Genomic DNA, 15,406 nt, shown 5'->3' with positions numbered 1-15,406 from the left:
GCGCTCCTACTATGGAGGCGTGTCCGAGTCCGTGCGCACCACCCCGAGTCCACTGCTCACCGTCCCCGGGGCCGTTCCCAGCCCCGAGGACTCCCCCGATGCCGGCGTCGCATGGCACTACGGGGACCCGCTGCGCGAGCAACGCAGCGCCGAGCGTGCCGCCGCGGTCGTGGATCGCTCGAACCGCTTCGTCCTGTCCGTCGCGGGCGCCGAACGCCTGTCATGGCTGCACACGATCTCCAGCCAGCACGTCGCCGACCTGCCCGACGCCGCGAGCGCCGAGAACCTGAGCCTCGACGTCAACGGCCGCATCGAACACCACTTCGTGCTCACCGACCTCGACGAGGTCACCTGGATCGACACCGAGGCCGGGTACGGGGCCGATCTGCTCGCGTTCCTGCAGAAGATGGTGTTCTGGGCGAAGGCCGAACCGAAACCGGCACCGGACATGGCGGTGCTCAGCCTGCTCGGCCCCGACGTCCGGCGGCCTCGGCTGCTGACCGCCCTCGGGGTCGCGGAGCTGCCCGACGTGTACGGCGCGGTGGCGCTGCCCGGAGGCGGCTTCCTGCGCACGATGCCCTGGCCCGGCGAGCACGCCTGGGACCTGGTCGTCCCCCGCGACCGCCTGCCGCACTGGTGGCAGACCCTCACCGAGGCCGGCGCCGCGCCTGCAGGCACCTGGGCGTTCGAGGCTCTGCGCGTCGCCGCGCTGCGCCCGCGCATCGGGCTGGACACCGACGAGCGCACCATTCCCCACGAGGTCCGCTGGATCGGCGGGGTCCGCGACCACGGCGCCGTGCACCTGGACAAGGGATGCTACCGCGGACAGGAGACCGTCGCCCGAGTCCACAACCTCGGCAAGCCGCCCCGGCACCTGGTGCTGCTGCACCTCGACGGCTCCTCCGACACCCGTCCCGTACCCGGCGACGCCGTCACCGCGGGCGGTCGCGCGGTCGGCCACCTCGGGACGGTGATCGACCACCACGAACTCGGCCCGATCGCCCTCGCGCTCGTCAAACGCACCGTCCCGGCCGAGACACCCCTGGTCGCCGGGAACACCGCCGCGGCGATCGACCCCGACTCGGTGCCCAGCCACGACGAGTTCCAGCCCGGCCGCGCGGCCGTCGACCGCCTGCGCGGCCGGTGACGGGCCGGGTCGACGCGGTCTGCGTCGTGCACGCCGACCGGGACAGCGGCACCCGCAGGGTGACCCGGACCGCCATCGACAAGCGTCCCGTCGCCGGGCCCGTCGAGGTCCGTGCGGCCGGCCTGGCCGGCGACCACGTCTGCGACACCGAACACCACGGCGGCCCGTTCAAGGCGGTCTACGCCTACTCCGAGGACGAGGCCCGGCGCTGGGCGGCCGACCTGGGACGCGACCTGCCCGCGGGGTGGTTCGGCGAGAACCTCCGGGTCGACGGGATCGCGACCAGCGACGCGGTGATCGGTGAACGGTGGCGCATCGGCGGCGTCCTCGAACTCGAGGTCACCGGACCGCGGACACCCTGCGGCACGTTCGGGATGTGGGCCGGCGAGCCCGGCTGGGTGACGCGGTTCACCGAGCGCGGCGACACCGGCGCCTACCTGAAGGTGATCACGCCCGGTCCGGTCTCGGCGGGAGACCCGATCGCCGTCACGCACGTGCCCGGCCACGGCGTCACCGTCCGCGACCTGTTCACCGGTCGCGATCCGGTCTCGCTCGCGCTGCTGCTCGCGCAGCAGCCCGGACTGTCGCCTACTGTCGAGGACAAGGCCCGCGGACACATCGCCCGAATGAAGGTGCAGGTGGACTAGTGAGTGTCGAACTGGTCGAGGTGGTCCGGTCGGGCTTTCGCGAGTGTGTGCACCGCGGGTCGCTGGTCGTGCTCGATCCCGCGGGCGAGACCCGCATGGCGCTCGGCGAGGTGAACACCCCGATCTATCCGCGGTCCGCGAACAAGCCGCTGCAGGCCGTCGCTCTGCTGCGCAACGGCTTCACCCCGGCGGACGGGCGGGAGGTCGCCCTCGCCTCCGCGTCCCACGCCGGCGAACCCGAACACGTCGCGGGCGTGCTGGCGATGCTCGGACGCAACGGGCTGAGCGAGAAGGACCTGCGTTGCCCGCCGGACCTGCCCTCGGACGAGACGGCACGCGCCCGGGTGCTGTCCACCGCGGGTGCGGGCCCGCGGCCGGTCTTCATGAACTGCTCCGGCAAGCACGCCGCGATGCTCGCGGTCTGCGCGGCCCGGGACTGGCCCCGCGGCACCTACACGGACGTGATGCATCCGCTGCAGCAGGAGATCCTCGCGACCATCGCCGACCTGGCCGGTGAGGACGAGTACGAACTCGGCATCGACGGGTGCGGGCTGCCGATCGTCCCGCTGTCGCTTACCGCGCTCGCCCGCGCGTTCGCCGCGCTCGTCACCGCCGCACCGGGCAGCGCGGAACGGACGGTCGCGGACGCGATCCGGGAGCACCCGTGGCTGCTGTCGGGGACCGGGCAGGACGACGTCCGGCTGATGTCCGCGGTGCCGGGCCTGCTGTGCAAGACCGGCGCCGACGGCGTCCACGCCGGCGCCCTGCCCGACGGGACGGCCTTCGCCGTCAAGATCGACGACGGCCACGAGCGGGCGCGGCTCCCGCTGACCGCGGCACTGCTGCACCGGGTCGGCGTCGAGTGGACCGAGGAACTCGCCGAGCTGGCGTCGGCTCCGGTGCTCGGAGGAGGGGTCCGGGTCGGCACGGTCCGCGCCGTCCCCGGCGCCTTCGGATGAGTGCCGGGACGAGTGCTGAGATGAATTAGACACCCCTCCTGGGCAGGGGAAGAAGCGCTCGATCCGTTCTCACGCTAGAGTGTTCGTCAGGAAGACATACACACTCAAACGGGGCCGCCAAAAATTCCCAGGCCGCCCCGCTTAAAGCGCGAGGGGGTTGGCCATGGGCCGCGGCCGGGCTAAAGCAAAGCAGACCAAGGTTGCACGCGAGCTCAAGTACAGTTCGCCCGCCACGAACTTCGACAGCCTGCAACGAGAGCTGTCGGGTGCCTCGTCGAACTCCCACCGGAACGGGTCCTTCTCCGACTCGTCCTCCGAGGACTCGTCGTCCCGTTGGGACGACGAGGACAGCGACGACTGGCGCCGCTGACACTCAGCTGAGCATGTGACATGAGGGGATGCCTCGGGGCTTCCCCTCATTTCGCATGTCCGCATGTCGGGTGACGGCGGCTCACACACGACGAACCGCCCGGGTCCTGTACGGACACCGGGCGGTTCGTGGTCGTGCGCGACTCCTAGAAGCGCGGGTGGTCACCCACCAGGCGCACCAGATCGGACCCGTCCTGCTTGTCCGACGCCTTCGCGACGGTGCCGAGGGTCCAGCAGTCGATGTGCCGGGCCGTGAGCACCGCGAGGGCGCGGTCCACGTCCTCGGGCGCGACGATCGCGACCATGCCGACGCCCATGTTGAACGTGGCCTCCATCTCGGCCCGCTCGACGCGACCACGCTGGCCGATCATCGTGAACACCGGTGCGGGGCTCCACGTCCCACGGTCCAGCTCCGCGATCAGACCCTTCGGCATCACCCGCGCCAGGTTGTTCGCCAGGCCGCCTCCGGTGACGTGGCAGAAGGTCCGCACGTCGGTCTCGGCGATCAGCGCGAGGCAGTCCTTCGCGTAGATCCGCGTCGGCTCGAGCAGCTCCTCGCCGAGCGTGCGGCCGAACTCCTCCACGTGCCCCGTCAGGGACATCCGGTCGATCTCGAGCAGCACCTTGCGGGCCAGCGAGTAGCCGTTCGAGTGCAGGCCCGACGAGCCCATCGCGATCACGACGTCACCGGGACGCACGCGATCCGGTCCGAGCACCGCGTCCGCCTCGACGACGCCGACACCGGTCGCGGACAGGTCGTAGTCACCGTCCGACATCACGCCGGGGTGCTCGGCGGTCTCGCCGCCGAGGAGCGCGCAGCCGGCCTGGATGCAGCCCTGTGCGATGCCGCCGACGATCTCCGCGACGCGCTCGGGAACGACCTTGCCGACCGCGATGTAGTCCTGCAGGAACAGCGGCTCCGCACCACACACGACGAGGTCGTCGACGACCATCGCCACCAGGTCGAGGCCGACCGTGTCGTGCTTGTCGAGTGCCTGCGCGACCGCGAGCTTGGTGCCGACGCCGTCGGTGGACGCGGCGAGCAGCGGCTCCTTGTATCCGCCCTTGAGGGCGAACAGCCCGGCGAAACCGCCGAGGCCCCCGAGCACCTCGGGACGGCTGGCCTTCTTCGCGAGCGGGGCGAACAGCTCCACCGCCCGGTCGCCTGCGGCGATGTCCACCCCCGCCGCAGCGTAGGAGGCGCCGGCGGGCCGGGGGTTCTGGTCGTCGGTCATCGGGTTTCTCAGCTCCAGCTGTGATCTCGCCAGTGCACCGGGCACTGTCTGGGTCCTTCGTGGTGCCGGGGCACCGGCAACGAGTATGCGGCCTCGCGGCCGAATCAGGGGCGGCTCAGCGCACGGGCGTTGTCGTTGTCCGACTTCGGGGTGGCGCCTGCCGTGTTGTCGAGCATGCCCTCGAGCACGTTCTTGCCGATCGACGTCTCCGTCGGCAGCGCGATCGGGTACTGGCCGTCGAAGCACGCCATGCACAGCCGGGACGCCGGCTGCTCGGTGGCCGCGACCATCCCCTCGACCGAGATGTAGCCCAGCGAATCGGCGCCGATCGAGCGGCGCACGCCCTCCACCATCTCCTCGACGTTGCCCGGCTCGTGGTTGGTGCCGCCGGCGCCGTTGGCGATCAGCTCCGCGGGCGACGCGAAGTCGATGCCGTAGAAGCACGGCCACTTCACCGGCGGCGACGCGATCCGCACGTGGATCTCGAGCGCACCCGCCTCGCGCAGCATCCGGATCAGGGCGCGCTGGGTGTTGCCGCGGACGATCGAGTCGTCGACGACGATCAGCCGCTTGCCGCGGATCACCTCACGCAACGGGTTGAGCTTGAGGCGGATACCGAGTTGCCGGATGGTCTGCGACGGCTGGATGAACGTGCGTCCGACGTAGGCGTTCTTCATCAGGCCCTGGCCGTACGGGATTCCCGAGCCCTGCGCGTAACCGACCGCCGCCGGGGTGCCGGACTCCGGCACCGGGATCACGAGGTCGCCGTCGACCGGGTGTTCCTTCGCCAGTCGGCGACCGATCTCGACCCTCGTCGCGTGCACCGAGCGGCCCGCGATCGTGGTGTCGGGGCGGGCCAGGTACACGTACTCGAAGACGCAGCCCTTCGGGGTCGGGTTGGCGAACCGCGACGACCGCACCCCGTCCGCGTCGATGGCCAGCAGTTCGCCGGGCTCGATCTCCCGGACGAACGACGCGCCGACGATGTCGAGGGCCGCGGTCTCGGACGCGACCACCCAGCCGCGGTCGAGGCGGCCGAGCACCAGCGGTCGCACACCGTGCGGATCGCGGGCCGCGTACAGGGTGTGCTCGTCCATGAACGTCAGGCAGAACGCGCCGCGCAGCGTCGGCAGCAGGTCCATTGCGGCCTGCTCGATGGTGCTGTCGCCCGCCGCGTGCGCGAGCAGGGCACCGACGATGTCGGAGTCCGACGTCGCGCCGCCGGGACGCTTGCTGTTCGTCAGGCCCGCCGCCCGCGCCCGCTCGGCGAGCTCGGCGGTGTTCACGAGATTGCCGTTGTGGCCGAGCGCGATTCCGGTGCCCGCCGTGGTGGTGCGGAAGATCGGCTGCGCGTTCTCCCACGTGGTGGACCCGGTGGTCGAGTAGCGGCAGTGCCCGACGGCGACGTGCCCCGGCATCGCGCCGAGGGTCTGCTCGTCGAACACCTGACTGACCAGACCGAGGTCCTTGAACACCAGCACCTGCGAGCCGTCGGCGACGGCGATGCCCGCCGCCTCCTGGCCGCGGTGCTGCAGTGCGTACAGTCCGTAGTAGGTGAGTTTGGCCACATCCTCGCCGGGAGCCCAGACGCCGAAGACGCCACACTCCTCGCGGGGCGGCTGCTCGTCCTGGTCGGACAGGTCTGCGGGTGCGAGAAGATTCGGGCTGTTGACCGACACATCGGCTGAAGTCACCGGGGTTGCTCCCTTGGGGGTGGGTGCGGGGGGCACGCCCAGTCTACGGCCACCTCGGGGGTGCTCCTACCACGGGTGCCGCGCCTGTCGCGCCGCTCACACCGGCGGTCACCGGGGCAGCAGCGGTAACCAGTGCCCGATTTCCGCGGCTCGCGTCCCCGAGGCGGTCACGGTTCCCGCGGCCACCGCGTCGGCGAACGTCGTCCGTCCGGTGACGAGCTCCAGCCAGGTGCGCGGATCGGTCTCCACGACGTTCGGCGGGGTGCCCCGGGTGTGCCGCGGCCCCTCGACGCACTGCACCGCCACGAACGGCGGCACCCGCACCTCCACGGACGAGCCGGGTGCGACGTCCTCGAGGGTGCGGGCGCTCAGGCGCACCGCGGCGGCGAGCACCGCCCGCTCCGGCTCCGGGGCGTCTGCATCGGCGAGCCAGTCCCGCACCGCGACGACCGACGCCCGCAGTTCGGCTGGGTCGATCCTGCGGCGCTGCGGCATCGCGCCAACCTACCAACCACCTCCGTGCGCCGGTGACGGCCGGGCGCGCGCGGACTCCGCCGCCACGGCGCCGCCGGAGTTGATCGCCAGGTGCAGCAGCGCGGGCGCGAGGACGCTGCCGCTGCGCCGACGCAACGCGTCGAACAGCAGCGACGCGGCCGCCGTCAGCGCGACGGTGCCGGGCACCGAGTCGCCGGCGTGCCGGGCCGGGGTCACGTGCCACAGCCCGAACGCGGCGGCGCCGAGCACCGGCGCCCAGCGCGGGGACACGCGCCGCGCCAGCGCGTACAGCACCGACCGGAACGCCAGCTCCTCCGCCAGCACGGTGCCGAGCGGGATGTGCACGAACACCCACTCGGTGTGGTCCGCGCGCCGCGCTCCGGACGCCATCCGCGACCGCACCACGGGCACCGCGAGCATCGCCGGATAGGCGACCGCGGGCAGCGCCGAGGCGATCAGCCCCCAGCGCAGGCCGGACCCCGTTGCCTGCCATCCCAGTTCAACGTCCGAGGCCCCGGCGGTCCGCACCGCCGCGGCGAGCGCCACCGCCGCGGTCGCGGTCGCCGCGGCGCGTCCACGCGCGCCCAGCCCGAGACGCGGCAGGACGGCGTTGTTCCACGCCACCAGACCCACCGCGCACGCCGCCGCGGCCTGTCGGCTCACTTCTCCGGGCCCTGGGTGTCCGCGATCTCGTCCAGCACGGCCCGGACCCGCTCGGTGTCCGCGGACGTCCAGCCGTCCGGGGCGGCGATCGCGACCCACCCGTCGAGGACGGTCGTGCCGTAGTTGTGGCCGTGCCCGTCCGGCACCCCCGCCGCGTTTCCGAGGTCCGCGGCGACCTGCCAGAACGTCACGAACGGGAACCAACGCATCGACGGCAGCCGGTCGTAGCCCGGTGGCTCGGACAGCCAGTCGGGCCGGTTGAAGATCAGGTCGGGACTCCACCACACCACCGGGTCGGAGGGGTGCTGGATGTAGAGCACCCGGGGATACAGCCACGGCCCCGGCTGCCCCGCGATCCCGGCGGCGTTGTCGGCGAACCGCACCACCAACCCGTCCGAGTACTCGGGTTCGACCTCCGGGCTACCGGGGTCCCGGCGGTCGACGAGCGTGCTCCACAACCGGTTCGCGTTGGGCGGCCCCACCCACAGCACCCCGTCGACCATCTCCCGGATGTCGGCGATCCCGTCGAAGGCCCCCTCCCCCGCCTGGGTGCCGAGGGACTCGCCGTAGACCAGCAGCTTGGGCCGCGTCGCCTCCGGTTCCTGCAGCCACCGCTCGTACACCCGGTGGACCAGCGCGCGCCCGGCGTCGGCGGCCTTCTCCCGGTCCGCGAGGAAGGAGATCCAGCTCGGCAGGTACGAGTACTGGCTCGCGACCAGCGCGGTGTCACCGTTGAACATCAACTCGACGGCGTTGGCGGCGGTCGGGTTGACCCACCCCGTGCCGGTGGTCGGGATCACGACGAGCGCCTTGCGCCCGAAGGCGCCGGTGCGTTCGAGTTCCCGGATGATCACGTCGAGGCGGGCGTCGGTGTCGTCTGCCGTGCCGAGGCCGGCGTACACGCGGATCGGTTCCTTCGCCGGCGCGCCGTTGTACTCGGTCAGCTCGTTGGCGTGCAGACCGCGGTAGACGAAGTCGCGGCCCTCGTAGCCGAGGGTCTCCCACGGCGCGTACGACTCCGGACTGCCGGACCGTTCCGGCCGGATCGGCTCCACGACGCCCTCCCGGGTCTCGTCGTTCTGTAGGCTGAAGGCCGAGTTGACGAACGAGTACACCCCGTTGAAGAGGACGTCGGTGACCAGCGTGTAGCCGAGGAACGCCACGACGACGAACCCGATCGGCGCCGCCGCGGACCGCGGGATGCGCAGCCAGGTGTTCAGGTAGCGGGCGATGAGCCGAACGAGGTCGCGCAGCACCCGCCACAGCGAGATCAGCAGCGCCGCGACGACCATGCTCAGCAGCAGGGTGCGCAGATAGCCGGTCGTGGTGGTGCCCTCGGCGCCCATCAGTGCCGCGAGTTCGCGCTGCCAGTTGGCGGAGTACACGAGCATCACGAGTGCCGCAGCGATCGACACCACGGGAATCGCGATCTTCGCGACCATCTGCATCCGCACCGGCGGCGGCCACCACGACAGCTTCGACAGCCAGTACCGGTGTGCGGCCCAGCCGAGTGCGCAGCCGAACGCGTAGCCGATCGCGGCGGTGATCCCGCCGATCAGGCCCTGGAACAGCCAGTCACGCGGCAGCAGCGACGGGGTCAGCGACCAGCAGAAGAACAGTGCGCCGAACGCGATGCCGGTGAAGTCGAGGCTGAGCAGTCCCCACGCCCACACCACGAAGGGGTGCTTCTCCGCGAGCCGGTCCGCGGACCAGGGGAGGTCCTGTCCCGCGAACCATCGGGTCATCTTCGCCGGGACGCCGGGGGCGGTGTCCCCCGAACGCGCCGGAACCCGGGACGGTTCGGCTGATGCCTGCTCCGTCCCGGGTTCCGGGGTTGCCTTCTGGTCGGTCACATGGTTATCCAAACAAAGCAGGCAGCGTTCCTTCGGACGTCGCGCGCAGCGTGTCGAGCGTGACGGAGAAGTGGCCCTGCACCTCGACCGAGTCGGATCCCTCGTCGACGACACCGATCCGCACCCACGGCAGGTTGCGTGCCGTGCACATTCCGGTGAAGCGGGTCTCCTCGGTGCGCGGCACCGCGACCAGGACACGTCCGGCCGACTCGGAGAACAGGGTGACGAACGGGTCGGCGCCCTCGGGCAGCAGGATCCGGCAGCCGGTCTCGCCCGCGAGCGCGGCCTCGACGACGGCCTGCGCGAGGCCGCCCTCGGACAGGTCGTGCGCGGCCGAGATCAGGCCGTCTCGGGAGCCCGCGAGCAGGATGTCGGCGAGCAGCCGCTCCCGCTCGAGGTCGACCTTCGGCGGGACGCCACCGAGGTGGTCGTGCTCGACCTGCGACCAGATCGACCCGTCGAACTCGTCGTGGGTGTCGCCGAGCAGGATCAGCGTCTCGCCGGGCTCGAGGCCGAGTCCGGTCGGGATGCGACGGTGCACGTCGTCGATCACGCCGAGCACGGCGACGACCGGGGTCGGCAGGATCGCGGTCGATCCGGTCTGGTTGTAGAAGCTGACGTTGCCGCCGGTGACCGGGATGCCCAGCTGGGCGCAGCCGTCGGCGAGACCGCGAACGGCCTGCTGGAACTGCCACATCACGCCCGGATCCTCCGGCGACCCGAAGTTCAGGCAGTTGGAGACGGCCTTCGGGGTGGCGCCGGTGACCGCGACGTTCCGGTACGCCTCGGCGAGCGCGAGCTGCGCGCCGGTGTACGGGTCCAGCGCGGTGTAGCGGCCGGAGGCGTCGGTGGCCAGGGCGATGCCGCGGCCCGTCTTCTCGTCGATGCGGACGACGCCGCCGTCGGCGTTCTCGGCGAGGACGGTGTTGCCGCGGACGTAGCGGTCGTACTGCTCGGTGATCCACTTGCGGCTGGCCAGCTGCGGCGACCCGACCATCTTCAGCAGGGTGGCCTCGAGCTCGGCGTCGGTCTCGGGCCGCAACAGGCCGGCGGTGGTGTTCGCGACGAGCGCGTCCTGGCTGTCGGGACGCTGCACGGGACGCTCGTAGACCGGGCCCTCGTGGGCGATGGTGCGAGCGGGGGCGTCGACGACGGTCTCGCCGTGCCAGTCGATGACGAGGTGCTCGCCGTCGGTGACCTCACCGATGACGGTGGCCAGGACGTCCCACCTCTTGCAGACGGCCATGAACTCGTCGACGTTCTCCGGCGTCACCACCGCGCACATACGCTCCTGGGACTCGCTGGAGAGCACCTCGGCGGCCGTCATGCCCTTCGCGCGCATCGGGACCCGGTCGAGGTTGATGTGCATGCCGCCGTCACCGGCCGCGGCCAGCTCCGACGTCGCGCAGGACAGTCCGGCGCCGCCGAGGTCCTGGATGCCGACGACCAGCTTCTCGCGGTACAGGTCGAGGCAGCACTCGATGAGCACCTTCTCGGTGAACGGGTCGCCGACCTGCACGGCAGGGAGCTTCTTCGGTCGTCCACCCGAGCTCTCGTCGAAGGTCTCGGAGGCGAGCACGGACACGCCGCCGATGCCGTCGAGTCCGGTGCGGGCACCGAACAGGATGATCTTGTTGCCCGCGCCGGACGCGAACGCCAGGTGCAGGTCCTCCACGCGCATCGCACCCGCGCAGAGCGCGTTGACGAGCGGGTTGCCCTGGTAGGACGCGTCGAAGACGGTCTCGCCGCCGACGTTGGGCAGGCCGAGGGAGTTGCCGTACCCGCCGACACCGCGGACCACGCCGTCGACGACGCGTCGGGTGTCGGGGTGGTCGGCCGCACCGAAACGCAGCTGGTCCATGACCGCGATCGGGCGGGCGCCCATCGCCATGATGTCGCGGACGATGCCGCCGACGCCGGTCGCGGCGCCCTGGTACGGCTCGATGTACGACGGGTGGTTGTGGGACTCGACCTTGAAGGTGACCGCCCAGCCGTCGCCGATGTCGACGACGCCCGCGTTCTCACCGATACCTGCGAGCATCGAGGACCGCATCTCGTCGGTGGTGGTCTCGCCGAAGTACTTCAGGTGCACCTTCGACGACTTGTACGAGCAGTGCTCGGACCACATCACCGAGTACATCGCGAGCTCGGCGTCGGTGGGACGCCGGCCGAGGATCTCGCGGATGCGGGTGTATTCGTCGTCCTTGAGTCCCAGCTCCCGGTAGGGCTGAGCCACATCGGGGGTCGCGGCGGCATGGGTGACGGTATCGACCTGCGATGACACGAGGAGTCGGGTCCTTCCCTGGAGGATCGAATGGGCAGGCGCGCAGGGCACTGCCAGCGCAAAGTCTAGCCGGGCGGGCGCACCCGGTCCGCACTGGTCGGCGGCGGGTGGGCCCGGTCACGCCAGCGCGACGCCCTTCGTCTCCGGCACCGTGCGGGCGGTGAAGACGAGCGCGACGACGGCGAACACCGTGTAGAGGCCGTAGGTGAGCGGCAGACTCAGGTCCGCGAGGGCGGGGAAGGTACGGGTGACCAGCCAGTTCGCCAGCCAGTTCACCGTCACGGTGAGCGACAGCGCGATCGTCCGCATCCGGGTGTCGAACAGTTCGCCGAGCACCACCCACATCACCGGTCCCCAGCTGACACCGAACGCGACGACGAACAGGTTGGCCGCGACGAGTGCGACGGTGCCCGCGGGCTGCGGCAGGGTGACCGCGTCGCCCTCCCCCGTCGCCGACGCGAAGCACACGGCGAGGGCGCCGAGCGTGACCGCCATGCCCGCAGCACCCCCGAGCAGCAGCGGCCGCCGTCCCAGCCGGTCGACGAGCCCGATCGCGACGACCGTGGCCGCGATGTTCACCAGCGCGGTGAGGACGCTGGTGGTGAACGCGTCGTCCTCGGAGAACCCGACGGACTTCCACAGGGTGGTCGAGTAGAAGAAGATCACGTTGATCCCGACGAGCTGCTGCAACGCCGCGACCACGACGCCGACCCAGACGATCGGTTTCAGGCCGAGCAGGGTGCCACGCAACGCCGCGAAGCCGCCGGTGGGCTCGCGATCGTGGCTGCGTACCGGCTCCGGCAGGCGCAGCGCGATCAGCACCTGGACCGCCGCGGCCAGCGCGATCACCACGAACATCCACCGCCACGCCGAGCCGCCCCAGAGAAGTTCGGCGTCCGCGGCACCCGCCCGGCTGCGCAGCGCGTAGTCCGCGACGAGGCCGAGGAAGATCCCGAGCACGATGGCCAGCTGCCACAACGACGACAGCCGGCCACGGGCCGCACCCGCGGCGAACCGGGTTGCCCGACGTGTGGAGTCCATCCGCTGATCCTGCCTCGGTCCGCCCGGTTTCCCGCCGAACCGAGGGTGGTGCGTCACCGGTGGCGCAACGTCACTGCCCCGTCGTCGGCTCCTGCTCCTCGGGGAACTCGGTGCCGACGCGCTGCGCCTCACCGGTGGTCGCGGGATCGGGCCGGTTCGCCTGGTCCTGCGCGGCCATCTGCAGCCCGTTCAGGTCGGTTCGGTAGTAGGTGACGTTGTAGCGGTCCCAGGTGGTGCCGACGAACTCGAGGTAGCGGCCGCTGCTCCACGGGTGCATGAACCCGCCGTACAGGGACGGCACCAGCTGTCCGGACAGGATGGTCTGGGTGCCGGACCACGGGCCCTCGAGCCGGTCGGCCTGCCGGATCACGATCGAGTTGGTGTGGTCGGTGAACATCGCGACGTACTTGTTCAGGTAGGCGTTCCACTGCACCGACAGTTCGCTGACCGGCGAGTCGATCACCGGGACCGCCGCCGACAGGTCGGGCACCCACGCCGAGCCGGTCCAGTACTCGTAGGCGGTCAGGGCACCGATCTGCGCCTCGGGGACCCGCGCCAGCAGTGCGCTGCCGCTGCGCCCGGACGGGGTGCCGAACTCGTAGACGAAGCCGCCCTCCTTGACGAACGCGCTCTGCTGGAAGTTCGCGTTGGCGGGGTCGAACTGCGGGATCCCGGGGATGCCGACGTTCGCGACGTTGGCGCGGACCGTCAACGGGTCCAGCGTCCAGTTCTCGCCGTTGTCGGTGGACGACGCCAACGCCGAGTACAGCGTCGTCCAGTTGCCGGGGGTGTCCCACGACTGCACGCCCATGACGCGGATGTACTGCACGCCGCCGACCGCGACCCCGGCGGTCGGGATGACGGTGTACTCACCGGGGATCCCGAAGCCGGGGATGATCTCCTTGGAATGGTTCGGGGCGTCCAGCGGTGAGCTGTCGATCCGCATGCCGTCGGCGAGAGTGGTGTCGGCGCTGCGGAACAGGACGTTGGACCGCCAGTCGTCGCCGTCGGTGTCGCAGTCCCCGACGGTGTCACCGAAGGCCATCATCGTCTGGTGCACGCCGCCGGCGTTGTCGTTGTCCCACATGATGCCCAGATCGGTGCCGGAGACGCTGAACCGCTCGATGGTGTCGTTGGGGCTGCCCGGCCCGGTGACCATCTCGACGGCCTGCGTCCGGCCGGTCAACTGGGGCAGCGCACCGTCCGGCGAGCCGGTCAGCCACGGCAGTGCCCGACCGATCGAACCGGTCACGCTGCCGCTGCTGCCGGACGACTGTCCGCACGGCCCGCCGGGCGCCGACGACCCGAACGACCCCGAGGAGCCGGAGGAGCCGGAGGAGCCGGAGGAGTCGGAGGAGCCGGAGGAGTCGGAGGAGCCCGAGGACCCCGGGTCCGACGAGCCCGACGAGCCGAACGACTGCGCTGCGGCGGGGGCCGCGCCGGTCGCGGCGAGCACCACCGCGACGGCGGTCGCGGCGACCGCGGCTCGTGTTCGCCCGGGCGTGCGCCCGGCTCGTCTCCGGCTCGTCGTCTCGTGTGTCAGCCGCACGGCAGATGTCCTCTCCCCGACGAAGTCGCATCCATGCCGAACCAGACAATCACGAGACGCGAGTGACTGCCGTTCCCAATGGGGAAATTGTCATCGATCGCGTGGGCCCGGGGTCGTCACTCCTGCGGCGTGAGGAACGCCGCGAGCGCCGCGGCGTAGGAGGGGACGTCGGCGGCACCCATCAGCTCCCGCGCCGAGTGCATGGCCAGCTGCGGAGCACCGACGTCCACGGTCGACAGCCCGGTCCGCGACGCCGTGATCGGACCGATGGTCGATCCGCACGGCAGATCCGCGCGGTGCACGTACCGCTGCAGCGGCACCCCGGCGCGGTCGCAGGCCAGGGCGAACTCGCCGGCCCCGGCGGCGTCGGTCGCGTAGCGCAGGTTCTGGTTGACCTTGAGCACCGGTCCGCCGCCCACCTCGATCCGGTGCGCCGGCTCGTGCCGGTCCGGGTAGTTCGGGTGAGTCGCGTGGGCCATGTCCCCGGACGCGCACACCGACCCCGCCATGGTCCGCAGGAAGTCCTCCCGCCCCCCGCCGCGGGCGAGCACGATTCGTTCGAGCACCGAGTTCAGCAGGTCGGAGAAGGCGCCGCGATCCGACATGGAGCCGACCTCCTCGTGGTCGAACAGCACCAGCACGGGGATCGCCTCACCCGGATCGTCGACGGCGGCGAGCAGCGCACGACTGCCCGCGTAGCAGGTGCCCTGGTTGTCGAGCCGCGGCGCGGACACCAGCTCGTCGCGCAGCCCGACCACGGCGCTCGGCGCGAGGTCGTGGGTCATCAGTTCCCAGCCGAGCACCGCGTCTGCGTCGACCCCGGCCTCGCCGGCGAGGAACCCGAGGAAGCTGCGCGGCGAGGTCCCGACCCCCCAGATCGCGTTGACGTGCCGCTGCGGGTCGAGGGCGACGCCCTTGCGGTCCTCGGACAGGTGGATCGCCAGCTGCGGCACCCGCAGGATCGGGCGGTCGACGCGAATCAACTTGTCCTGCACCGAGTTTCCGTCACGAATGCTGAGCCGCCCGGAGATCCCGAGGTCGCGGTCGAGCCACGAGTTCAGCCACGCCCCGCCGTACGGTTCGAGGCCGACCATCTGCCAGCCCGCCGACTCGCGGTCGGGGTGCTGCTTGACCCGCAGGTTCGGGCTGTCGGTGTGCCCGCCGACGATCCGGAACGGCGCCGCCTCGCGACCCGCGCCCTCGGTGCTCCACGCGACCAGCGACCCGCCCCGCACCAGGAAGAAGCGGCCCGGCGCGGACGGCCAGTGGTCGGTCTCGTTCAGTTCGACGAACCCGGCCGCGGTCAGGTCACCGGCGACCGTCGCGCACACGTGGAACGGCGAGGGCGACGCGTCGACGAAGGAGCACAGGCCGGCGGCGGTGGCGTCGGTCTGCTGGTCGTCCGGGAAGTTCGTGGGCATGCCCGCGATCCTAGAACCGACCGGGGCCGATGCGGCCCGCTCGGTTACC

13 protein-coding genes are annotated in these 15,406 nt (G+C 71.4%); 4 read left to right on the top strand and 9 right to left on the bottom strand.

The genetic code is table 11. From position 1 onward, the window contains the following. The first annotated feature begins 19 nt into the window (after positions 1–19). The 4 genes from ACFYVR_RS06615 to ACFYVR_RS06600 all read left to right on the top strand — a co-directional run bounded on the left by ACFYVR_RS06615 (position 20) and on the right by ACFYVR_RS06600 (position 3,123). Positions 20–1,147: a YgfZ/GcvT domain-containing protein gene (locus tag ACFYVR_RS06615; protein WP_387470920.1), complete on the top strand. Its 1,128-nt coding sequence runs from the start codon at positions 20–22 to the stop codon at positions 1,145–1,147. After that, complete coding sequence (locus ACFYVR_RS06610; protein WP_387470918.1) at positions 1,144–1,794, top strand: MOSC domain-containing protein; 651 nt, start codon at positions 1,144–1,146, stop codon at positions 1,792–1,794. The genes ACFYVR_RS06615 and ACFYVR_RS06610 overlap by 4 nt, the downstream gene beginning before the upstream one ends. Beyond that, positions 1,794–2,753 (top strand): asparaginase, encoded by a 960-nt coding sequence (locus ACFYVR_RS06605; protein WP_387470916.1) that lies wholly within the window; start codon positions 1,794–1,796, stop codon positions 2,751–2,753. The genes ACFYVR_RS06610 and ACFYVR_RS06605 overlap by 1 nt, the downstream gene beginning before the upstream one ends. A 163-nt stretch (positions 2,754–2,916) precedes the next feature. Then, on the top strand, positions 2,917–3,123 hold the full coding sequence (locus ACFYVR_RS06600; protein ID WP_387470914.1) for a DUF3073 domain-containing protein: 207 nt from the start codon (positions 2,917–2,919) through the stop codon (positions 3,121–3,123). 145 nt (positions 3,124–3,268) lie between these two features. Here the strand turns inward: ACFYVR_RS06600 and purM are convergent, their stop codons facing one another. From purM to ACFYVR_RS06555, 9 genes are all read right to left on the bottom strand, one after another. Continuing rightward, positions 3,269–4,357, bottom strand: coding sequence for a phosphoribosylformylglycinamidine cyclo-ligase (gene purM, locus ACFYVR_RS06595; protein WP_387470912.1), 1,089 nt, complete (start codon positions 4,355–4,357; stop codon positions 3,269–3,271). Between the two features lie 104 nt (positions 4,358–4,461). Continuing rightward, positions 4,462–6,051 carry an amidophosphoribosyltransferase gene (purF, locus tag ACFYVR_RS06590; RefSeq protein WP_387470910.1) on the bottom strand — a complete coding sequence of 530 codons (1,590 nt, stop codon included), beginning with the start codon at positions 6,049–6,051 and terminating at the stop codon, positions 4,462–4,464. A 108-nt stretch (positions 6,052–6,159) separates the two neighbouring features. Continuing rightward, positions 6,160–6,546: a sterol carrier family protein gene (locus ACFYVR_RS06585; RefSeq protein WP_387470908.1), complete on the bottom strand. Its 387-nt coding sequence runs from the start codon at positions 6,544–6,546 to the stop codon at positions 6,160–6,162. Positions 6,547–6,555: 9 nt separating this feature from the next. After that, on the bottom strand, positions 6,556–7,209 hold the full coding sequence (locus ACFYVR_RS06580; protein ID WP_387470906.1) for a CPBP family intramembrane glutamic endopeptidase: 654 nt from the start codon (positions 7,207–7,209) through the stop codon (positions 6,556–6,558). Then, on the bottom strand, positions 7,206–8,954 hold the full coding sequence (locus ACFYVR_RS06575) for an alpha/beta hydrolase (protein ID WP_387471198.1): 1,749 nt from the start codon (positions 8,952–8,954) through the stop codon (positions 7,206–7,208). Before ACFYVR_RS06575 ends, ACFYVR_RS06580 begins: the two co-directional genes overlap by 4 nt. Before the next feature lie 112 nt (positions 8,955–9,066). Next, the gene (gene purL, locus ACFYVR_RS06570) at positions 9,067–11,346 is read right to left on the bottom strand and encodes a phosphoribosylformylglycinamidine synthase subunit PurL (protein ID WP_387470904.1); all 2,280 of its coding nucleotides are present in this window, start codon (positions 11,344–11,346) and stop codon (positions 9,067–9,069) included. Positions 11,347–11,463: 117 nt separating this feature from the next. Further along, positions 11,464–12,387 (bottom strand): MFS transporter, encoded by a 924-nt coding sequence (locus ACFYVR_RS06565; protein WP_387470902.1) that lies wholly within the window; start codon positions 12,385–12,387, stop codon positions 11,464–11,466. Positions 12,388–12,457: 70 nt separating this feature from the next. Then, positions 12,458–13,930 carry a DUF4185 domain-containing protein gene (locus ACFYVR_RS06560; RefSeq protein ID WP_387471196.1) on the bottom strand — a complete coding sequence of 491 codons (1,473 nt, stop codon included), beginning with the start codon at positions 13,928–13,930 and terminating at the stop codon, positions 12,458–12,460. Between the two features lie 122 nt (positions 13,931–14,052). After that, complete coding sequence (locus ACFYVR_RS06555) at positions 14,053–15,357, bottom strand: M18 family aminopeptidase (RefSeq protein WP_387470900.1); 1,305 nt, start codon at positions 15,355–15,357, stop codon at positions 14,053–14,055. Positions 15,358–15,406 lie beyond the last annotated feature (49 nt).

Source organism: Rhodococcus sp. NPDC003318, from assembly GCF_042879035.1.
Classification (GTDB): domain Bacteria; phylum Actinomycetota; class Actinomycetes; order Mycobacteriales; family Mycobacteriaceae; genus Rhodococcus_G.
The sequence above is the reverse complement of the archived record's forward strand: the minus strand, read 5'-3'. Positions and strand labels throughout refer to the sequence as shown.

Bases quoted from the DNA above. Each gene is read 5' to 3' on its own strand.
- ACFYVR_RS06600 (WP_387470914.1), top strand. From the start codon at position 2,917: ATGGGCCGCGGCCGGGCTAAAGCAAAGCAGACCAAGGTTGCACGCGAG.
- purM (WP_387470912.1), bottom strand. From the start codon at position 4,357: ATGACCGACGACCAGAACCCCCGGCCCGCCGGCGCCTCCTACGCTGCG.
- ACFYVR_RS06585 (WP_387470908.1), bottom strand. From the start codon at position 6,546: ATGCCGCAGCGCCGCAGGATCGACCCAGCCGAACTGCGGGCGTCGGTC.
- ACFYVR_RS06575 (WP_387471198.1), bottom strand. From the start codon at position 8,954: ATGACCCGATGGTTCGCGGGACAGGACCTCCCCTGGTCCGCGGACCGG.
- ACFYVR_RS06565 (WP_387470902.1), bottom strand. From the start codon at position 12,387: ATGGACTCCACACGTCGGGCAACCCGGTTCGCCGCGGGTGCGGCCCGT.
- ACFYVR_RS06555 (WP_387470900.1), bottom strand. From the start codon at position 15,357: ATGCCCACGAACTTCCCGGACGACCAGCAGACCGACGCCACCGCCGCC.